The 18,940-nt window shown below is 58.7% G+C and carries 21 protein-coding genes; 6 read left to right on the top strand and 15 right to left on the bottom strand.

Annotated elements, in window-relative coordinates; genetic code table 11:
• The first annotated feature begins 58 nt into the window (after window positions 1–58).
• The gene (locus HW561_RS06665) at window positions 59–1,231 is read left to right on the top strand and encodes a LysM peptidoglycan-binding domain-containing protein (RefSeq protein WP_176862949.1); all 1,173 of its coding nucleotides are present in this window, start codon (window positions 59–61) and stop codon (window positions 1,229–1,231) included.
• Between the two features lie 62 nt (window positions 1,232–1,293).
• On the opposite strand, the gene HW561_RS06660 is transcribed toward HW561_RS06665, so the two are convergent.
• Window positions 1,294–1,965 (bottom strand): helix-turn-helix transcriptional regulator, encoded by a 672-nt coding sequence (locus HW561_RS06660; RefSeq protein ID WP_176862947.1) that lies wholly within the window; start codon window positions 1,963–1,965, stop codon window positions 1,294–1,296.
• Between the two features lie 21 nt (window positions 1,966–1,986).
• Window positions 1,987–2,292 carry a hypothetical protein gene (locus HW561_RS06655; protein WP_176862945.1) on the bottom strand — a complete coding sequence of 102 codons (306 nt, stop codon included), beginning with the start codon at window positions 2,290–2,292 and terminating at the stop codon, window positions 1,987–1,989.
• Window positions 2,293–2,513: 221 nt separating this feature from the next.
• Here HW561_RS06655 and HW561_RS06650 point away from each other — a divergent pair, with 221 nt between their 5' ends.
• From HW561_RS06650 to HW561_RS06630, 5 genes are all read left to right on the top strand, one after another.
• A complete protein-coding gene (locus HW561_RS06650; RefSeq protein ID WP_176862943.1) occupies window positions 2,514–2,735 on the top strand; it encodes a twin-arginine translocase TatA/TatE family subunit in 222 nt (73 codons plus the stop codon).
• Between the two features lie 6 nt (window positions 2,736–2,741).
• The gene (tatB, locus tag HW561_RS06645; protein ID WP_176862941.1) at window positions 2,742–3,200 is read left to right on the top strand and encodes a Sec-independent protein translocase protein TatB; all 459 of its coding nucleotides are present in this window, start codon (window positions 2,742–2,744) and stop codon (window positions 3,198–3,200) included.
• On the top strand, window positions 3,197–4,072 hold the full coding sequence (tatC, locus tag HW561_RS06640) for a twin-arginine translocase subunit TatC (protein ID WP_176862939.1): 876 nt from the start codon (window positions 3,197–3,199) through the stop codon (window positions 4,070–4,072). The genes tatB and tatC overlap by 4 nt, the downstream gene beginning before the upstream one ends.
• Window positions 4,073–4,247: 175 nt before the next feature.
• Window positions 4,248–5,057, top strand: coding sequence for a hypothetical protein (locus tag HW561_RS06635; RefSeq protein ID WP_176862938.1), 810 nt, complete (start codon window positions 4,248–4,250; stop codon window positions 5,055–5,057).
• A 102-nt stretch (window positions 5,058–5,159) separates the two neighbouring features.
• Window positions 5,160–6,002, top strand: coding sequence for an ATP-binding protein (locus HW561_RS06630; RefSeq protein WP_176862936.1), 843 nt, complete (start codon window positions 5,160–5,162; stop codon window positions 6,000–6,002).
• A gap of 61 nt (window positions 6,003–6,063) precedes the next feature.
• Here the strand turns inward: HW561_RS06630 and HW561_RS06625 are convergent, their stop codons facing one another.
• The 13 genes from HW561_RS06625 to HW561_RS06565 all read right to left on the bottom strand — a co-directional run bounded on the left by HW561_RS06625 (window position 6,064) and on the right by HW561_RS06565 (window position 18,844).
• Window positions 6,064–6,708, bottom strand: a complete 645-nt coding sequence (locus tag HW561_RS06625; protein WP_176862934.1) for an SDR family NAD(P)-dependent oxidoreductase — start codon at window positions 6,706–6,708, stop codon at window positions 6,064–6,066.
• Between the two features lie 42 nt (window positions 6,709–6,750).
• The gene (locus HW561_RS06620; protein WP_176862933.1) at window positions 6,751–6,999 is read right to left on the bottom strand and encodes a hypothetical protein; all 249 of its coding nucleotides are present in this window, start codon (window positions 6,997–6,999) and stop codon (window positions 6,751–6,753) included.
• A 299-nt stretch (window positions 7,000–7,298) separates the two neighbouring features.
• Window positions 7,299–8,819 (bottom strand): amidophosphoribosyltransferase, encoded by a 1,521-nt coding sequence (gene purF, locus HW561_RS06615; protein ID WP_176862931.1) that lies wholly within the window; start codon window positions 8,817–8,819, stop codon window positions 7,299–7,301.
• 657 nt (window positions 8,820–9,476) lie between these two features.
• Window positions 9,477–10,070, bottom strand: coding sequence for a CvpA family protein (locus tag HW561_RS06610; RefSeq protein ID WP_176862929.1), 594 nt, complete (start codon window positions 10,068–10,070; stop codon window positions 9,477–9,479).
• Between the two features lie 39 nt (window positions 10,071–10,109).
• Entirely contained in the window at window positions 10,110–11,474 is a 1,365-nt protein-coding gene (gene radA / locus HW561_RS06605) for a DNA repair protein RadA (protein ID WP_176862927.1), read from the bottom strand.
• 121 nt (window positions 11,475–11,595) lie between these two features.
• Window positions 11,596–12,378, bottom strand: coding sequence for a DNA repair protein (locus HW561_RS06600; protein WP_176862925.1), 783 nt, complete (start codon window positions 12,376–12,378; stop codon window positions 11,596–11,598).
• A gap of 151 nt (window positions 12,379–12,529) precedes the next feature.
• Window positions 12,530–12,982, bottom strand: coding sequence for a paraquat-inducible protein A (locus tag HW561_RS06595; protein ID WP_176863655.1), 453 nt, complete (start codon window positions 12,980–12,982; stop codon window positions 12,530–12,532).
• Between the two features lie 45 nt (window positions 12,983–13,027).
• Complete coding sequence (locus tag HW561_RS06590) at window positions 13,028–13,387, bottom strand: hypothetical protein (protein ID WP_176862923.1); 360 nt, start codon at window positions 13,385–13,387, stop codon at window positions 13,028–13,030.
• Window positions 13,387–14,133 carry an ABC transporter ATP-binding protein gene (locus HW561_RS06585; RefSeq protein ID WP_176862921.1) on the bottom strand — a complete coding sequence of 249 codons (747 nt, stop codon included), beginning with the start codon at window positions 14,131–14,133 and terminating at the stop codon, window positions 13,387–13,389. Before HW561_RS06585 ends, HW561_RS06590 begins: the two co-directional genes overlap by 1 nt.
• The gene (locus HW561_RS06580; RefSeq protein ID WP_176862919.1) at window positions 14,130–14,912 is read right to left on the bottom strand and encodes an MlaE family ABC transporter permease; all 783 of its coding nucleotides are present in this window, start codon (window positions 14,910–14,912) and stop codon (window positions 14,130–14,132) included. The genes HW561_RS06585 and HW561_RS06580 overlap by 4 nt, the downstream gene beginning before the upstream one ends.
• The gene (gene alr / locus HW561_RS06575; protein WP_176862917.1) at window positions 14,909–15,943 is read right to left on the bottom strand and encodes an alanine racemase; all 1,035 of its coding nucleotides are present in this window, start codon (window positions 15,941–15,943) and stop codon (window positions 14,909–14,911) included. Before alr ends, HW561_RS06580 begins: the two co-directional genes overlap by 4 nt.
• Before the next feature lie 217 nt (window positions 15,944–16,160).
• A complete protein-coding gene (locus HW561_RS06570; RefSeq protein ID WP_176862915.1) occupies window positions 16,161–17,231 on the bottom strand; it encodes a Hint domain-containing protein in 1,071 nt (356 codons plus the stop codon).
• Between the two features lie 122 nt (window positions 17,232–17,353).
• Complete coding sequence (locus tag HW561_RS06565; protein WP_176862914.1) at window positions 17,354–18,844, bottom strand: replicative DNA helicase; 1,491 nt, start codon at window positions 18,842–18,844, stop codon at window positions 17,354–17,356.
• Window positions 18,845–18,940: the final 96 nt, after the last annotated feature.

Genomic DNA, 18,940 nt, shown 5'->3' with positions numbered 1-18,940 from the left:
CGTTTCGAATTTTGCGCCGGAACCCCGGAAAACAGGGGCAGGTGTTGAGGACAGAGTTATGAGAGCAGTTTCAAGATCAGCGATGCGCCGCTGCGTGACCGGTGCGGCGGCTTTGGCCATTCTGGCCGGGTGTGAAGGGCCGTTGGATTACGATCTACGCGGTCAGATCGGCGGATTTTCGACGACGCCGGCCGCGCAATCTGCAACGACCAGCCGACCCGCCCCGGATGGGCGCGGGGTCATCACCTATCCGAACTATCAGGTGGCGGTTGCACGTCGGGGTGACACGGTCAGTGATATCGCCGCGCGCATAGGTTTGCCCGTGGCGGAGTTGGCCCGGTTCAACGGCCTGCAACCCACGGATAAACTGCGCGATGGCGAAGTTCTGGCCCTGCCACGTTCGGTCGGGGCGTCCAGTGGCGTCGACATTGCAACGATTGCCGGATCGGCGATTGATCAGGCACCCGACAACGGTACCGTTCAGACTTCGACGTTGGAGCCCGCCAAACCAGCGGCAACCCCGGCGCCTGCGCCATCCGGGCCTGAGCCGGTCCGACACAAGGTCAAGCGGGGTGAGACAGCCTATACGATATCCCGCCTGTACCAGGTGCCAGTCGAATCGTTGGCTGAATGGAATGGGCTGGGCTCGGACTTTGCCGTCCGCGAAGGTCAGTTCCTGTTGATCCCGGTCAAAAACCAATCTGCGCCAAAGCCTGCGCCTGCGGCGGTTCCGGCTGCAACCGCGACCGAAGTGACGCAGCCGGGGCAGGGGTCACCGACCCCGACGCCGCCCAGTGCGACACAGCCTCTGCCGGATGAAAAGGTGGAGCCGACGGCAGAAGCGCCGGATGTGACGGCTGAGGCGCCCAGCAACTCTGGTACGTCAGCTTTGTCGCTGCCAGTGTCGGGCAACATCATTCGGACCTATGACAAGGGCAAGAATGAAGGCATAGATATTGCCGCCGCACCGGGGACGTCTGTTCAGGCCGCCGAAGCGGGAACAGTGGCCGCGATCACTGCGGATGCAGATCAGGTGCCGATCATTGTGGTCAAACACACGAATGATCTGTTGACGGTTTATGCCAATGTTCAGGACATCAGTGTCAAAAAGGGCGATCGTGTCCGGCGCGGACAAAAAATCGCCCAACTGCGAGACGGCGACAATGCGTATGTGCATTTTGAGGTGCGCAAAGGATTTGAGTCGGTCGATCCTGAGCTTTATCTGAAGTGATGCGAGATGGCCCGTTCCGGGCCATGCCTCCGGCGGGAGTGTTTTTGAAAAGATGAAGCCAGTCAGGCGTTTGGGTCGTAATCGTTCAGGCGTTTTCCGGGTTCGTCGGCGAAAATTTCCGGCTGGGGGGTAACTGTTTCGATCAGGTCGATGCGGAAGACGCGGAATCCGTTACGCAACTCGCACCACGCCGTAAGCGTCCAGACGCGTCCCCAGTATTCCATATGCAGCGGGCGGATGATCCGGTCCGTCAGGACACTGTCGATACGTCGGTAAGACAGGCGCAGTTTCTGCCGCGATTTGATGGCTGCACGGATCGGAGTCATATGGGCCAGACCCCGCGCCGCGTCTGCAAACGGGTAGACGGCAAATTTCCAGGTATCTGCCTCGGCCACAACTTGCGTCGGCAGCACCGCATCGATCTTGTCAGCCAGGGATTTCGCGGCGGTCTTGAGGTCCGTATCTGCGGCCTCGGCCACGATGGCCATGCCGAGGTTCAACGCCTCAAGCTCGGCCGGGGTCAGGTTCAGCGGGGGCAGGGTGATCTGTTCGCGGACCATGTAGCCCACGCCACGCTCGCCCTCGACCGGAACGCCCGAGGCGGTCAGCGTGTCCATGTCGCGATAGATCGTACGGACCGACACTTCGAGCCGATCCGCGATGTCCTGCGCGCGGTGCAGTTTGCCGTCGCGCAGGATCTGGATGATGTCGAACAGGCGGTCAGTGCGGCGCATGATACGCTGCCCCGACCAGTATTAGGCGGTCATATTCCATAACACATTCTCGTGGCGCATCTGGACGCTGTCGGTTTGGATGGCGGCCATCAGGGCTGCGGCGAAGTCTTGCTGTGGGAATTGGGCTGCGGCGTCCTGAGCGGCCTGCATGTCCCGCCAGATGACGTAGTCGGTCCAGCGGCCATCCTCACCCTGGCTAAGCTGGCGATGAGTGAAGCCGGGGGCCGAACGGACAAAGGTCTCGGTGGTCTGGCTGAGTTTCACGAACGCCTCAGGCGTGGTGCCATCGGTCAGAGTGAAAGTAACGATTTCTGCGACAAGGGTCATGGTAGTCTCCGTTGACTAGGTTTCGATGCGGTAGACCTAGCCGGTCTCAACTGACATAAACCTGTCAGTTGAGAAATGCGACCCCAAAGAAAATGCGCATTCCCCCAAATTTTGATCACCAATTTGATCGAGTTCCCTTTTGCGAAAGCACATCGAGGCGTAAACACAACCCGAAATGAGATATCCGACGCGCCTAGTGTCGGTGTAGAAGGAGAAGAGACATGCTTAACAATATTGGCCTTCCGGGCATTCTGCTGATTGCCGTTGTGGTGCTGGTGCTGTTTGGTCGCGGCAAGATCAGCTCGCTGATGGGCGAAGTTGGCAAAGGCATCACGTCGTTCAAGAAAGGCATCAAGGAAGGTTCGGAAGAGATCGAACAGGACGCGTCCGAGATGGCCAAGGATGTCACGCCCGAGACCGATTCCGAGAAAGACAAGGTCTGATCCGGAATGTTTGATCTGGGCTGGACCGAGCTTTTGGTGATCGGCATCGTTGCCTTGATCGTGGTTGGGCCAAAGGACCTGCCGGTGCTGTTCCGCAATGTCGGTCGATGGATCGGTAAGGCGCGTGGTATGGCGCGGGAATTCAGCAGTGCCATGAACGATGCTGCGGATGAGGCCGGGGTGAATGAGATCAAGAAGGGTCTTAATGCCGCGACCAATCCAGTGAACACCGCCATGGATGGTGTGAAACAGGCGGCGCAGGATATGGCCAAAAGCATGGACCCGACCAAGTTCGACCCCGACAGCGAAACTGGAAAACTGGCGACCGAACGGGCGGATCAGGCCAAGAAGATTCAGGCCACAACCGCCCGCGCCGCTGCCGAGCGCAAGGCCAAGGAAGCCGCAGATGCACTGGCCAAGGCCGAAGAGGCCGAGGCCGCGCTGAACACTGAAAGCAAGACATGAGCAACACCGACGAGATCGAGGATTCCTCGGCCCCATTGATCGAGCATCTGACCGAATTGCGCACCCGCTTGATCCACAGCGTGGTGGCATTTCTGATCGGTATGATCATCTGTTTCACGGTGGCCACGCCGCTTTTTAACTTTCTGACACAGCCTTTGTGCGAAGTTCTGACCGAGCGTGGACAGGATTGCGGGCTGATCTTCATCTCGCCGCAGGAAGGGTTCTTTGTCGCCATCAAGGTCTCGCTTCTTGGCGGATTCATTTTGGCCTTTCCCTATATCGGGATGCAGATGTGGCGGTTTGTGGCACCGGGGCTATACAGATCGGAAAAGAACGCATTTTTGCCGTTCATGCTGGCCTCGCCCTTCATGTTCCTGTTGGGGGCAAGCTTTGCGTTCTACGTCGTCACACCGTTGGCCTATGATTTCTTCCTGGGTTTCCAGCAATTCGGCACCGAAGGAGAAGCCGTGGCCGAAGGCGCAACCGCGCCGCTGAGCGTGGTGTTCCAAGGCTCGGCGCAGGAATATCTGAACCTGACGATCAAGTTCATCGTGGCCTTTGGCCTGTGTTTCCAGCTGCCGGTTCTGTTGACCCTGATGGGCAAAGCCGGTCTGGTCAGTGCGCAGGGGCTGGGTGAAGTACGCAAATACGCGGTTGTTGCCATTCTGGTGCTCGCCGCCATTGTGACACCTCCGGACGTGATTACTCAGGTCATCCTGTTCGTGGTTGTCTATGGCCTTTACGAGATTTCGATCTTCCTTGTCGCCCGCGTCGAGAAAAAGCGCGAAGAGCAATTGCGGGCTGACGGCTATTACGATGACGAGGCCGAAGCCGACGACGATATGATGCAGGATTACGACGACACCAAGTAACCTGCCGTAAAAGAAGGAAAGGCGCGCCTGTTATCGGCGCGCCTTTTGTATTGACTGTTTCACGAATTCCGCAAAAGACGCCCGATTTTTCCGGGGTGGAGCTTGCGTAGGCGGGAATCTGGTGAAATGAAATCTATCACCCGTCATATTCGAAAAGTAACGAGATTTCAGTCATATGCTTCGATTTCTTCTATCAACATTTCTTGCCGCGCCCACCTTGTCTTCGCCCGTGTTGGCCGGTGTCTGGACCGAAACGCCGGATGATCCGGGTGAGGCTGTCGAGTTCTGCATTCACGACGACTGCGAAACGACGCGTTATGTCACAATCGGCAGTTCGGGCAATTGGGCGTTCTTTGAACTGGCCAATGGCTATCACACCTCGACCTATTCCAGCGCGCTGACAAAAATGTCTGTAACGCGGGCATCATTGGACGGAAAGGAGCTGTCCGAACAGCAGTTTGCAGCGATCCGTTTGCGTGGGCTCGATGACGAACCCACAAGCGTTGATGTGCCCGGTGATGGTCGCGTGGTCAAAATCACAGGACCCATAACCAAGGAAACGACCAAAGCGTTCGGTCGGATTCTGTCCAACCACCCTGATCTTATCGGCGTGTCTCTGGACAGTAGCGGCGGGGACGGATCGCACGCCTTGCTGATTGGCAACGCAATATGGGAGGGACGACTATCGACCTTCATCCCAGCCGGTGCCCGGTGTGCTGGCGCATGTGCGGTGGTCTTCTTTTCCGGCTACGACCGCAAGGCCGAAGGCGCATTGTCGGTTTCTCCACTCATTGATCCGAAGGTAGACAGCATCCAGCTGTTTGATGACTTGTGGACTTTGCTCGTTCACAAGGCAAAGAATGATGTGGAAATCATGGGGCTGTACCAGGCGTTGATCTGGAATCAGTCTGTTGACCTTGATCAGGACAGTGTCGGATCAGAACCCATCAGCCGTGATTTGCCGGGTGATGCGTTGAACCGCTGACGTTTTCCGCGAAACGCTCGGCAATGATACGCGCCATTTGTGGCCTTGTTGCTGTCGCCTGAACATGGTTTGACCTATCGAAAGATAAGGCCGGAGGAGCCGATGAACGACCAAGCCCTGAACCGTATCGCCGATGCGCTGGATCGCATGGCCCCCGCACCGCTGGCTGCGCCCGATTTCACCGCAGCCCCGGCCTTTGTCTGGCATGTGGAGCCCGACCGGCTAGAGCCGGTGGCGCAGGTCAACCGCGTTGATCTGGACCTGCTGGTGGGCATCAACCGATCCCGCGATACGCTGCTGGACAACACGCGGCGTTTTGCGACGGGGTTCAAGGCGAACAATGCCCTGTTGTGGGGCGCGCGGGGGATGGGCAAGTCCAGCCTCGTCAAAGCGGTTCACGGCACATTGCAGACAGATTATCCAGACCTGAAATTGGTCGAGTTGCAGCGCGAGGATATGGGCTCGGTCGCGCGCCTGCTGAACCATCTGCGCGCGGCTCCACACCGGTTCATTCTGTTTTGTGATGACCTGTCGTTCAGTCATGATGACCAGCACTACAAATCGCTCAAGGCGGTGCTGGATGGTGGTATCGAAGGGCGGCCCGAGAACGTGGTATTCTACGCCACGTCGAACCGCCGCCACCTGATGCCGCGTGACATGATTGAAAACGAACGCTCCAGCGCCATCAACCCGTCCGAAGCGGTCGAGGAAAAGGTCTCGCTATCGGACCGCTTTGGTCTGTGGCTTGGGTTCCATCCCTGCGATCAGGATGAATATCTGGCGATGATCGACCGATATTGCGCAGCCTACGGTGTCACTGTCGCGGCGGATACCCTGCGCGCCGAAGCCATAGAATGGCAGGCCACACGCGGCGCGCGGTCGGGCCGTGTGGCGTGGCAATTCTTCGTCGATCTGGCCGGGCGAAACGGCGTCCATATCGCCTGATCCGTCTGCTTCATCTGGCTAAAAATACCTCCGCCGGAGGCATGGCCCGCGAGGGCCATTCCTAAAGCAGCGCCAATATCCGTGTCGCCTCATCCGCTGTACTGGTCAAAGCGTCCCGATCTTCACCGGGGTGGAACCGTGCCCGAACGGCGGTTGGCATAGGGGCGGGCTCAACAATGGAAACACGCGGCCCGGTGCGTGTGGTCTCGGCCGCCCAGCTGTGGGCCAGGGCCATCTGCGCGGCTTTGGTGGCCCCGTAGATGCCATAGAATTTCTCGCCAGCTTTGGGGTCGTCAAAGAACACCGCATGGCCTGCCTCACCCAGCAGGGGGGCGATGTATGGGATCAGGATTGAAGTGGCGGTGGCGTTGGTGTTCACCGCCTTCGTCCACTCTTTGGGATCGACGAAATGCGCCGGTGTCAGGGCCGAGGTATGGATTGCTGTATGCAGCCACAGATTTACTTTGCCCCAACGGTCATGAATGCCACGGCACAGGGTGGCCATGGCGTTTGGATCGGCGATGTCCATCGGCGCAAGGGTGGCGGTTCCGCCCAAGGCCTGAATGCGATCGTCCAGCTCTTCCAGCCCGCCGGTTGTACGGGCCACGGCGACGATGTGATATTCGGGTGCCAGCGCTTCGGCCAGCGCTGCGCCCAGCCCACGAGAGGCCCCGGTGATAAGGGCGATTTTTGTCTGATCGGTCATGGCTGCGGTTTGAACGCCTGTGCGCGGGGCGTCAAGACGCGATTAGCTGCCGGGAATGACGATCCGCTTGGTTTGGCCGCTTTGTCGCAGCATGATGCCCAATTCATCAATCGCCACCACGGTGCCCGAGGCGACGCGGCTGCCGGTCTTGACCTTTTTGACCCGACCCGAGGACAGGCGCATCAAGGCGCGCAAATCCGCCTTTGGTCCGAATATCCCGAGAACCGAAACCGAATTCCGCGTTAGCGCGCCCTTTTGTGTGGCCGCGCTTTTGACAGTGGCGTTTGACATGATCTGTGGTCCCGGCGATGCCCGGACCCCTTTATGATGAGTGGCAGCAGCCGGTCCGATATCAAAGCGGGCAGGGGAACAAAAGACCAGCCGCTACACGGCAATTCACCATGCCGTGCGCCGCTGGCGAAGTCGTTGCAATCGCGGCGGGTTCACCAATGGGTTGTCGGCAAAGATCTACCGGATGATGCCGAAAGCAGTGTCCAACAGGGGCGCAGACCACCAAACCGGCCACGACGTACCCAAACCGATTCGCGAGGACACATCACGAAGGAGCCGTGAAGCTCCTTCGTTACTGCTTAGCCCGAGGCCAGCTTGGCCGCGTTCCACGACCCGCCGACGACTTCCATGTCTTCTTTCTTCTTGCTGACCCGGCTGCTGTTTTCCAGACTGCTCAGGTAGTCGCCGCTGACGCCGGTGATGTAATTGCCGTCAAAACAGGAACAATCAAAGGATTCGATCTCTGGGTTGCCCTCTTTGGCGGCCCAGATCAGATCGTCGAGGTCCTGATAGAACAGGGCATCGGCGCCCAGTTCCTGACGGATCTCCTCAACGTCTTTGCCATGCGCGATCAACTCGTGTTTGGTGGGCATGTCGATGCCATAGACGTTGGGATATTTCACCGGTGGCGAGGCGCTGGCGATATAGACTTTCTTCGCACCCGCCTCGCGACACATCTGCACGATCTTCTTGATCGTATTGCCCCGCACGATCGAGTCGTCGATCAGCAGCACGTTGTGATCCTTCAGCTCCAGCGGGATGGCGTTCAGCTTGCGGCGCACGGATTTTTGCCGCTCGGCCTGGCCCGGCATGATGAACGTCCGCCCCACATAGCGGTTCTTGACCAGACCTTCACGATAGGGGATGCCGGTGATCTTGGCAGCCTCAAGCGCGACAGGGCGGGCGCTGTCAGGTACTGGGATGATGCGGTCGATATCCAGACCCGAGTCCTGTATCTGTTTGGCGAGCGTCTGACCCATGCGCATCTGGGTTTTATAAACCGAAATCCCGTCAAGCAGGCTGTCCGGACGCGCCAGATAAACATACTCAAAGATACAGGGTGTCAGCTTGCCTTCTACAGCCTGAAACTCGTGCATGTTGCCTTCGAGGTCGATCAGGACCGCCTCACCGGGCTTCAGGTCGCGCAGTTTCTCGAAACCGTTGATGCCAAATGCCACATCTTCCGAGGCAAAGGCGTAGTCATCACCTTCCCCTTCAGCTGCGCGCTTGGCCACCGACAGGGGGCGGATGCCATAGGGGTCGCGGAAGGCCAGCATGCCGACGCCGGCAACCAGACAAATCACAGAATAGGCGCCCTGAATGCGCTCCATCGTCATCTTCACGCCGGCAAAAATATTGCGAATGGGCTCGGCGTTTCCGTTGACCTTGATCGCGTCGGCAACCTTGTCGGCGAGCACGTTCAGCAGGATTTCAGAATCCGAAGTGGTCCGCAAATGACGGCTGTATTTGGCGGTAACCTTCTCGCGTTGCTCAGCGGTGTTGGTGATGTTGCCGTTGTGAACAAGGTAGATGCCATAGGGTGCGTTGACGAAAAATGGCTGCGCTTCGGTGGCGCTGAGCGATCCTGCGGTGGGGTAACGGACATGGCCCATGCCGACCTTGCCCAGCAAGGTTTCGGCGTCATTGGCGTTAAAGACGTCCTTGACCAGACCGTTGGCCTTCTTTTCACGGAAGAATTCGCCGGTATATGTGACGATACCCGAGGCATCCTGACCCCGGTGCTGCAGCATCAGCAGCCCGTCATAGATTTCCGCAAAGACATCATGTGTCCTGCTTGCGATCCCTAAAATCCCACACATGTACGGGCTCCAATTTCTATGACGTTTTGACGCGAGGTTTGACCGATTTACGGGTTCGGCTGCTTGATACGGCGAAGGGCGTGCGTTCGGGTACTGCTGTTCGTGATGTCAAAAGAGCGGTGATCACTGCGGTGAGCGCGCATGAGAACAGAAAGAACAAGATCGGCAGCTCCGATTCCGTGACGGTTTGGCCTCCACATAATGCCTATTGGCCCGGCTGTCATCAAAGGATCACGTTCACGTTTTGCCGCAGGTCATATTTGTCATCTGATGGGGTGCGACCCAAGACTGATGACATGTGCAATCATATATGCTGTGATGTTGATAATTTGGTGAAATTCAATTGTCAGGGTTGCAGGCAGTAGGCAAGAATGTGGCAGCATAACCGCCCTTCGGGCAAGGAAGACCCACCCAAGCGGCGGTGCCATAGGTGCCGGGGTATGGGGCGCGCGCCTTGTCAGATCTGCAACGGGGCGGGTGAGGTCGTCAAAAGCCGGGATATTCTGGGGAAACCCATTTCCAGCCGCTGTGACGGGTGTTTCGGGTTGAAAACGATCCGATGTACTGTTTGCGGTGGGGAAGGGTTCGTTTGACCCTTGCGCACAGAAAAGCCCGGGTCGAACCGGGCTTTTTCCTAGTATCGGGTTATTGGGGGGGTCAACCGTCGGTCGGTGCGGTTGTGGCCGGAGCCTCGGTGCCCGCGGTGCAGCTGGCGACCAGTTCTTCGTATTGTTGGGTGACCCAGCCCAGAGCCTGTTCAGGGTTTTGTTCTTCGATCTTATTGCTGAACTGCTCGAACACCTTGGCCGACCGGCTTTCGTCAACGATTGTGTAGGACTGACCGGTCATCACGGTGTCATAGACAAAGAACGCGATGGCAACCAGCAGGACGCCGCGCGCGATGCCGAAGAAGAGACCAAGCGCCTGATCCAGTCCCCCCAGTGCCGAGCGCTGCACCAGCGAAGAAAACAGCGGGGTGAAGATGCTGACCACAATCAGGGCGATGGCGAAGACAGCGGCAAAGCCGGTGATCACAGACAATTCGCAACTGTCGCGCAGGAAATCCCCCACAACCGGGATTTCCTTGACCAGCGGAACAGCCTGTGGCGCAAAGATAAAGGCGAGAACGGCGGCTGCTACCCAGCCTGCGATCGCCAAAACCTCGCGCATGAAACCGCGCGAGTAGGCCAGCAAGCCCGACAGCACGATGATCAGGGCAACGACCCCGTCAATTATTGTAAAACCTTCCATGGCCCTCGCCTGTTTGTTTTCTGCCCCTCGGGCGCGACCTTAACCTGCTCCGAAGGTTTCGCCAACAAACCCGACCAAATCAGAGGGTCGGGTGAGTGTCAGACCTGCCACAGTGCCTGTTTTGCCACCTGCCGGAGCAATTGCCGCTTTGAAACCAAGTTTTTGCGCTTCTTTCAACCTGTTTTCGGTCTGCGGGGCCGGTCTAAGTGCCCCGGATAGCGAGATTTCTCCAAAAACGACGGTGTCGGCAGGAAGAGCTGCGTCTTCGCGGGCACTCAGCAAGGCAGCGGCCACCGCAAGGTCGGCGGCGGGTTCGCTGATTTTCAGGCCTCCGGCGACGTTCAAATAGACGTCGAGCCCCGTGAAGGGGACACCGCAGCGTGCTTCGAGTACGGCGAGGATCATCGCCAGCCTGCCGCTGTCCCATCCTACGACTGTGCGGCGGGGTTGCGAATGGGGCGAAGGGGCGACCAGCGCCTGCAATTCGACCAGTACGGGCCGGGTGCCTTCGATGCCCGCAAATACCGCCGAGCCGGGACTGGGCGTGCCGCGTTCGGAAAGGAAAAGGGCCGATGGATTGGTAACTTGCGCCAGACCTTTGCCGGTCATCTCAAACACGCCGATCTCGTCCGCCGGGCCAAAGCGGTTCTTGACCGCCCGCAGGATGCGGAACTGATGGCCGCGCTCGCCTTCAAAATATAATACCGTATCCACCATGTGTTCGACCACACGGGGACCAGCGATCTGGCCGTCCTTGGTGACGTGACCGACCATGATGATCGAAACGCCATGTCGCTTGGCAAATGTCGTCAGCTCATGCGCGGCGGCGCGCACCTGACTGACCGAACCCGGGGCGCTGTCCACGTTGTCGGCCCACATGGTCTGGATCGAATCGATGATGGCCAGACCGGGCTTTTCGGCCTCTAGGGTGGTCAGTATGTTGCGCAGGTTGGTTTCGGCCGCCAGTTGCACCGGGGCGTCTTCGAGACCCAGGCGACGCGCACGCATGCGGACCTGTGCGCTGGCTTCTTCGCCCGAGACATAGATGGTCTTGACCCCTTCGCGAGCGAAGCGCGCGGCGGCTTGCAGCAGCAGGGTGGATTTTCCGATGCCGGGATCACCGCCAACCAAGAGGGCTGAAGCGGGGACCAGACCACCGCCCAACACACGGTCCAGTTCTTCCACACCGCAGAGCGTGCGGGGTGGGGGTGTTTCTTCGGTCGACAGATCCGTGAGTACAATGGATTGGCCACGTTTGCCACCCAGCGATTTCTTTGCGGGGCCAGCCGAAAGTGGAACGTCCTGAATGATCGTGTTCCATTCGCCACAAGCGTCGCAACGCCCGGACCAGCGGGTATGGGTGGCGCTGCAGGCCGAGCAGGAGAAAGATGTAGTCTTTGCCATGCGGCCTTTGGTGCCCGAGGATGGGAAGTTCTTCAAGCCCTAGCGGGCATTCATCTCCGCTGGTGGGGTGCCGCAACCTCAGGCCCCGGCGGGCCATCGTCCACGGCGGGCGCTGACGCGCCTATTCCGCAGCCCGCGGTGGGGACATGGCGATGACGCTGGATGCGCTGGGATCGTTGTCGTCAGGCGGCGTCTGCAGTTGCGCCGAAAGTTCGGGCAACAGTTCGAACAATTCATCCCGCAAGCGTGTGAGTTGCGATTTGGCGATGGCTTCCTCGACTTCGATGTCGCGGGTCCATTGGTGCAACTCATGTTGGATGGTTTGCGCGTCTTCGATCCTTTGCTGGAACAGCTCGACCTCTTCCTGCCGTTGTTGCAGGAACATGCGGGCGCGACTGACGCGCGCTTCACCATAGGTCTCGGCAAGTTCCTGACTGATCTGGCTCATCTGTGCGGCGAGTTCCAGAACCTCGGGCTCAAGCGCCTGCAGGTCAGGGTGGTCGCGCAGGAACGCCATGCGTTCCTTGATTGCATCGAATTCGGACGCCAGTGCAAAGGTGCCATTTCGGTCGGCTGCATGGGCCAACTGGTAGGCCTCTGCGATGTCCCGCATATTCAGTGAGAACTTACGGTGTGTGTTCTCGAGCGCCATCATTCGGGCGTTCGAGGGCAGGTAGAAGGCCAGCATGAGAATCAGACAGGTCAGCCCGATCTGGATGAAAACACCCGCGTCTATGGCTGAAGATTCGCCGAACCCGGCCTGCATCGACAGCCAGGGCCAGACGCCCAAGGCAGAGAGTGATGTGGCTGTGACGGCGAATAACGCTGCTACGCAGATCATCAAAAAAGTCAGTCTTAAAAAGGCATTCTGGAATTGCAATGTAATGTTGTGGAGGGCGGCCATGATAGTCCTTCTCCTTTATCAAACCGGTACACACCGGGCCGAAGCGGAAGGAAACATCAAACACGCAAGACGATCCGCTGCGGACCCGTAAACTACTAAAAATTGCTGCTCGAATACTAAAGATGATACTCAGATTAGCGTTTTCAATCAATTAGGTCTGATCATTTCGTGATCTGAATGTCATTTCCGTAATGTGACCCAGTGCGAGCGAGGCCAGAATGCAGCCGGTAAACAGGTAGAGACCCCATGCGGTTTCGATGGTCGCGTAAGAGATGCCTTTCGCCAGCGTAATATACAGTGCGATAAGGAAAATATCGGCCATCGCGAGCTTGCCGAGGATGTTGAGCGCGGGTTGGACGCGCGGGTCCAGCAGGTCCCATTGGATCAGGGCGGTGCCGATGGTTTTTACGTAGGGCGCGACGAGGGCGAAGACGGTGACGATCAGCGCGAGGAAGATGTCAGAGCGCCAGAGGGATTGCAGGCCGGTGATGACGCTGATTTCGGAAAGACCGAAGATCGGCAGCAGGCCCGCACGCATCAGCGGGGCGAACCACGCGATGGGGTAGAGGATCAGGAGGGAGAGGGTGGCGAGGCGGAGGGTCATGGGCATCATTTGCACTTAGTCGGTTCAATGAGATTTACCATAAGCTCAAGCAGCTGGAGGAACCGCAAGTTTTAAGCCCTCTATAATCGCCCATACGGTAAGCGGTCCGGCAACAACAAAAAAGAATCCCGCAATCCTTGTCATGGGTTTCAGGCCGAATACGCGCTGTGGCATCAGAATGGCACCAGAAATTGCAACGTAGCAAAGTCCATTGCCAATCAAGAAAGGTGTCTGTGACAAGGTAGAGCTCGGCAGAATGGAGAATAAGATCCCATAGCCAAAGGTAACGGCGATCAGCCCTGATAACACCCGAAGTCGTGAAAATCCGATAATTACGAAGTAAACAGCATAGCCCCAGCAGTATACAAGCCCTAGTGCAAGCGTGTACCCCCAGACGATGCTCATCACCGCACCGCCTCAATCGGCCCCTCAGCGCTGCCGCTGATGAACTGCTCCATATAGGGATCGCCCGAAGCATCCATCTGGCTGACCGGCCCGGTCCACTGGATCACGCCGTCATGCAGCATGGCCACGTTATCGGCAATCGCTCGGACGGAACTCATGTCATGGGTGATGGTCATTGCGGTCGCGCCCATCTCAGTCACGATTTCGCGGATCAGGTCGTTGATGACGCCGGACATGATCGGGTCGAGGCCGGTGGTGGGCTCGTCGAAGAAAATGATCTCGGGCTCGGCGGCGATGGCGCGGGCGAGGCCCACACGTTTTTGCATGCCACCCGACAGCTCCGCCGGCAGCCGGTCGGCGACGTTGGATTTCAGGCCGACGCGGCGCAGCTTTTCGATGGCGATCTCGCGTGCTTCCTCAGTCGGGCGTTTCAGCGAACCGCGCAGCAGGCGGAAAGCGACGTTCTGCCAGACGGGCAGGGAGTCAAACAGCGCAGCGCCCTGAAACAGCATTCCGAAGCGCGCCAGAAACGCATCGCGGTCGCCCTTCTGGGCGTCTTTGCCGTCGACATAGATCATGCCGCTGTCGGGCTTGATCAGGCCGAGGATACATTTCAGCGCCACCGATTTGCCGGTGCCCGAGCCACCGATGATGACCATCGAGGTTCCCTTGGGGATCTCAAGGTCCATGCCTTGTAGGACGTGGTTGTCGTCAAAGGCTTTATGTACGTTCTCCATCCGGATCATAGCGAGAAGAACACCCCTGTGAGTACGAAGTTGGCGGCGAGGATCAGGACGGCTGCGGCCTCGACCGAGCCCTTGGTGGCGCGGCCTACGCCTTGTGCGCCACGGCCTGAGGTCATGCCGTAGTAGCAGCCCATGATCGCGGCGATCATGCCGAAGGCAGCGCCTTTGACCAGAGATGAGACGATGTCGCGCATCTCAAGGAAATCGACCGTGTTTTTCAGATAAGCCGCCGGGTTGAAGCCCAGATTCTGCGTGGCGACCGTGTAGCCACCGGCGATGCCGATGATGTCGCCAACCGCGACCAGCACCGGTACGGTGATCAGGGCGGCCAGCACACGCGGCGCCGTCAGGTACTTCATCGGGTGCGTCGACAGAGTGACCAGCGCGTCGATTTGCTCGGTCACTTTCATGGTGGCGATTTCGGCGGCGATGGATGATGTCACGCGGGCTGCGATCATCAGGCCGACCAGCACCGGGCCAAGTTCGCGCACCATGCCGATGGCGACGATCTGGGGCACCACGGCCTCAGCGTTGAAACGCGCGCCGCCTGCGTAGATTTGCAGAGCCAGTGCACCGCCGGTGAAGATCGCAGTCAGGCCAACGACGGGCAGGGACAGCCAACCAATGTTCAGCAAGGCGATGCCGAATTCGCGTGGGTAAAACGGAGGCCGGAAGATGTGCGAGATTGCGTCCAACGCAAACAGCGCAACCCGCCCGAATGCGGTCAGCAAGGACAGGACAGCACGGCCCAATCCGCCAAGCATGGAAATGGGATTCATTCTACATAACCCCGAGAATAGCGGCTGCCCATCGATGTCAGGATTTCATATCCAATAGTGCCTGCGGCCTCGGCCAGGTCGTCAACAGTCTGATGGCCGTTCAGGATACGAAGGCGATCTGGGTCGTGAGGCAGGTCGGTGACGTCCACAGTGATCAGGTCCATTGAAATGCGGCCCACAACGGGGCAGGGATGATCACCGGCAAAGGTATCGATGCCGCCGCCGATGGCACGATGCAACCCGTCGGCATAACCCGCCGTCACGGTCGCAATGCGTGAGGGCCGCCTTGCCGTCCAGCTGTTGCCGTACCCGACAGTCTCACCTACTTCGAGCGCACGGATCTGAACAACCGGAAGATCGACGGTGACGACCGGTTTGGCGTCGGCAAAGGGCATGCCGCCATAGATACCGATGCCCGGGCGGCAGAATTCGAAATGGAACTCCGGCCCCAGAAATGTACCGCCAGTGGCCGCAAGCGAGCGAGGTGCGGTAACGCCCTCGGTCATCTCGCGGAAGGTCTGTAGCTGTTGGCGGTTCATCGGATGGTCGGGTTCGTCCGAGCAGGCCAGATGAGACATCACGACAACCGGGTTCAGGGCTTCGGCCTTGGAGCGCAGCTCGGCCCAATCTGCGGGCTCTAGCCCCAAGCGGTTCATGCCGCTGTCCAGTTGAATGCCAAATGCATGATCAGGCATTGCCTGCTGGTGGCGTTGAAACTGTTGGGGCGAATTGATCAGCGGTGTCAGGTCGTGGGTGCGCAGCAGATCCGTATCGCCCTCCATATGGCCCGAAAAGACGCAGATCATCGGGCCAGCGCCGACGGCTTCGCGCACTGCGGCGCCTTCCTCGGCTACGGCAACAAAGAACTTGCGGACGCCTTCCTCGGCCAGGGTGCTGGCCACGGGACCCGCGCCCAGCCCATAGGCATCGGCCTTAACCACGGCGCCGGTTTCGACATCCGTTTTCGCGTCGAGCGCCCGCCAATTGCTGGCGAGCGCCTGAAGATTGATCGTCAAACGTGCGGTACTCATGGGTTTGTTCATGACATTGGATTGCGGCAGGTCAAGGGGTTATTGGACAATTCCCCTTGGGTTTTGTGCGACATAAGCGGCTTATGGCTGGGGATACGGCAGGTTTATTGGCCAGTGAGGAAGAAGTCGGGAAAACGTACCGTAAAATCAGCTTTGTCCGGATTGTCTGAAGTTGCGGATCAAAAGCGACTGGACCGTCTGATCGTTCACGCGATGATCAACGCAACAGGGATGTCGTATCTTCGACCGGCTGCTGGTCCAACAAAGGCTTGTTGTTGCTGATATGGCGGGCCACCAGTTTTTTTTGACGTTTGCCACTTGGAATATAGCACGCAGGATCCACCTGATTTGTGTCTGCCAGTTCGGGAGAGATCAGCATCAGTTCCTCGCGGGCCTCGGAGGTCATGGACTGCAAGGCCTGAGGGCCAGCCAACAGGCTCTCGCTGGGCGCGCCTTCGGCAAACAGGACAACGTGGCGATCAAATACGAGGTGGTGATAGGTGACCTCAGTGACGGCGGTATCCACGTAGATGCCCGGCAATTCGGTCAGTCGGATGGCCGAAACCAGAACCGTTGGCGTGTCGAACATGCGTTGTACAATCGCGGACCGAACCATCATGCGATGTTGGCGGGACACCAGCAGATCGCGCCGTGGCAAGTCTTGCCCCAAGGCACCCGAGACCATGCGGACAGGGCGCAATTCCGGAGTTTTGATTAACTCGGAATGATGCAGCGTTCGCGACCGGATTATCCGTACAGGCTCATACACCCCGCCATGGGTCAGGACCAGATCGTCGGGCCTGAGATTCTCGACGGGAATTTCACCAGCCGATGTCTGTATCCGTGTGCCGGATGTAAAGCAGGGCGCTCCGGGATTCGGGTTTGGGTTCTCGACGAAGTTAACCCCATCCGTCGACGTAAGCGACGCGGTGTCATCGCTGCCGTTGCTGCCGATCTGTGTCGAGGTCTGACCATTCGCCGCGCCCTCAGTGGCAGTGACCTGCTGGTCGAAAGACACGAAGTTGAGCGCGGTGCCGTCGTCGACCAGCGAGATGGCGCCCAGTCGGTTGATACGGGCCGAAACCACGTAATAGTCGAACCCGCCAACTGTGGTCATCGGTGCGGCATCAACATCGGCCGAACTGCGCAGGGTACCGTTTGAATTGTACACTTCGACAGTCAGGTCCGAGACATTTGTTCCGGTCGGAACCCGGATTTCGATGAAATCCTCGTCCGGAGCAAAGTTGGGACCGTTCCGGTACCTTGTTTCGGTGATGATTGCTGGCAAATACTCTGAGCCTTGGCCGTTAAGCGCGGCCCGCGCCGCGTTGCTTTGAGCAGGGTATCACACTCAGATTGGTCATCCAAAGCAACTCCTGCCTTACGGCAAGTTTTCACGGTGCAGATCGTTCAATACCCTTCGACCTCGCCACCCTGCTGCCAGGGTTTGACCAGATTGCCGAACCGGGTGAATTGCGCCTCGAAGGACAGCTCGATTGTGCCAATGGGGCCGTGGCGCTGCTTGCCGACGACGATCTCGGCCTTGCCGTGCAGGCGTTCCATCGCCTGCTTCCATTCTTCCATCTTTTCCAGCTCGTGATCGCCGGGCTTTTCGCGTTCCTTGTAGTATTCCTCGCGGAACACGAACATTACAACGTCGGCATCCTGTTCGATCGAACCGGATTCCCGCAAGTCAGACAGTTGCGGGCGTTTGTCATCACGGCTTTCGACTTGGCGCGAAAGCTGAGACAGGGCGATGACCGGGATGTTCAATTCCTTGGCGATGGCCTTCATGCCCATCGAAATCTCGGCAATCTCGTTGACTCGGTTCTCGGCCATGCCCCGGCACAGCTGAAGGTAGTCGATCACCAGAAGATCCAGACCGTGCGTCCGCTTCAACCGCCGCGCACGGGCGGCAAGCTGCGAGATCGGCAGGGCCGGGGTGTCGTCGATGAACAGCGGGCAGGCTTCCAGTTCCTTGGCCGCGTCGACAAAGCGGCGGAACTCGGCCTCGGTCATGTCGCCTTGGCGGATTTTGTGCGACGAGATTTCAGAGGCTTCAGCCAGAACCCGGCCTGCCAATTGCTCGGCGCTCATCTCCAGCGAGAAGAACCCCACCACGCCGCCGTCAATCGCACCTTCGGTGCCATCCGGTTTGAGGCCGCGTTTGTACGCCTTGGCCACGTTGAACGCCACGTTGGTCGCCAGCGAGGTTTTTCCCATCGAGGGACGTCCGGCAAGGATGATCAGGTCGGATGGGTGCAAGCCGCCCAACTGCTTGTCCAAATCGGACAGACCGGTTGAAATCCCGGCCATGCCGCCACCACGCTGGTAGGCTTCGTTGGTAACATTGACGGCCTCGGTGACGGCCTTGAGGAAGGATTGGAACCCTTGTTCTGTCTGGCCCTGTTCGGAAAGCTGATAGAGTTGCTGCTCGGCCTCGACGATCTGTTCCTTGGGCTCGCTGGCCACATCAACCCGCGCCGCCTTGTCCGAGATATCGCGGCCCAGCCGGATCAGTTCGCGCCGGATCGCGAGATCATAGATCATCTGGGCGTAGTCATGCACCGCAAAGGCGCTGATCGAGGCACCGGCCAGCTTGACCAGATACGCCGCCCCGCCCAGTTCCTTCAGACCCTCGTCTTCGGCCATGAAGGATTTCAGTGTCACAGGCGAAGCCAGCGTATTCTTGGCGATACGGGTCGCGGCGACCTCGTAGATACGAGCATGGACCGGATCATAGAAATGTTCCGCCCCGATGATCGAGGCGACCCGGTCATAGAGGTCATTATTGGTCAGGATTGCACCCAGAAGCTGCTGCTCTGCCTCAATGGAATGCGGCATGGTTTCGGCATTTTGAATCTGTGCTGCCGCCTGCTCGATACTGCTGATCTCGTTCATTGCTGCTCTCACTGTCCCTCGGGACGATGCCATAGCCCGGCCCCGCGAGTCGGGGCAAATTGTATGTTTTCTGGGGATATGCTGTGAATATCTCCG

Source organism: Ruegeria haliotis, assembly GCF_013377785.1.
Lineage (GTDB): Bacteria > Pseudomonadota > Alphaproteobacteria > Rhodobacterales > Rhodobacteraceae > Ruegeria > Ruegeria haliotis.
The sequence above is the reverse complement of the archived record's forward strand: the minus strand, read 5'-3'. Positions and strand labels throughout refer to the sequence as shown.

Bases quoted from the DNA above. Each gene is read 5' to 3' on its own strand.
- HW561_RS06600 (WP_176862925.1), bottom strand. From the start codon at position 12,378: ATGGCCGCCCTCCACAACATTACATTGCAATTCCAGAATGCCTTTTTA.
- HW561_RS06610 (WP_176862929.1), bottom strand. From the start codon at position 10,070: ATGGAAGGTTTTACAATAATTGACGGGGTCGTTGCCCTGATCATCGTG.
- HW561_RS06585 (WP_176862921.1), bottom strand. From the start codon at position 14,133: ATGATCCGGATGGAGAACGTACATAAAGCCTTTGACGACAACCACGTC.
- HW561_RS06665 (WP_176862949.1), top strand. From the start codon at position 59: ATGAGAGCAGTTTCAAGATCAGCGATGCGCCGCTGCGTGACCGGTGCG.
- HW561_RS06580 (WP_176862919.1), bottom strand. From the start codon at position 14,912: ATGAATCCCATTTCCATGCTTGGCGGATTGGGCCGTGCTGTCCTGTCC.
- HW561_RS06595 (WP_176863655.1), bottom strand. From the start codon at position 12,982: ATGACCCTCCGCCTCGCCACCCTCTCCCTCCTGATCCTCTACCCCATC.
- purF (WP_176862931.1), bottom strand. From the start codon at position 8,819: ATGTGTGGGATTTTAGGGATCGCAAGCAGGACACATGATGTCTTTGCG.
- HW561_RS06620 (WP_176862933.1), bottom strand. From the start codon at position 6,999: ATGTCAAACGCCACTGTCAAAAGCGCGGCCACACAAAAGGGCGCGCTA.
- HW561_RS06630 (WP_176862936.1), top strand. From the start codon at position 5,160: ATGAACGACCAAGCCCTGAACCGTATCGCCGATGCGCTGGATCGCATG.
- HW561_RS06565 (WP_176862914.1), bottom strand. From the start codon at position 18,844: ATGAACGAGATCAGCAGTATCGAGCAGGCGGCAGCACAGATTCAAAAT.
- tatB (WP_176862941.1), top strand. From the start codon at position 2,742: ATGTTTGATCTGGGCTGGACCGAGCTTTTGGTGATCGGCATCGTTGCC.
- HW561_RS06660 (WP_176862947.1), bottom strand. From the start codon at position 1,965: ATGCGCCGCACTGACCGCCTGTTCGACATCATCCAGATCCTGCGCGAC.
- radA (WP_176862927.1), bottom strand. From the start codon at position 11,474: ATGGCAAAGACTACATCTTTCTCCTGCTCGGCCTGCAGCGCCACCCAT.
- tatC (WP_176862939.1), top strand. From the start codon at position 3,197: ATGAGCAACACCGACGAGATCGAGGATTCCTCGGCCCCATTGATCGAG.
- HW561_RS06590 (WP_176862923.1), bottom strand. From the start codon at position 13,387: ATGAGCATCGTCTGGGGGTACACGCTTGCACTAGGGCTTGTATACTGC.
- HW561_RS06650 (WP_176862943.1), top strand. From the start codon at position 2,514: ATGCTTAACAATATTGGCCTTCCGGGCATTCTGCTGATTGCCGTTGTG.
- alr (WP_176862917.1), bottom strand. From the start codon at position 15,943: ATGAGTACCGCACGTTTGACGATCAATCTTCAGGCGCTCGCCAGCAAT.
- HW561_RS06625 (WP_176862934.1), bottom strand. From the start codon at position 6,708: ATGACCGATCAGACAAAAATCGCCCTTATCACCGGGGCCTCTCGTGGG.
- HW561_RS06635 (WP_176862938.1), top strand. From the start codon at position 4,248: ATGCTTCGATTTCTTCTATCAACATTTCTTGCCGCGCCCACCTTGTCT.
- HW561_RS06655 (WP_176862945.1), bottom strand. From the start codon at position 2,292: ATGACCCTTGTCGCAGAAATCGTTACTTTCACTCTGACCGATGGCACC.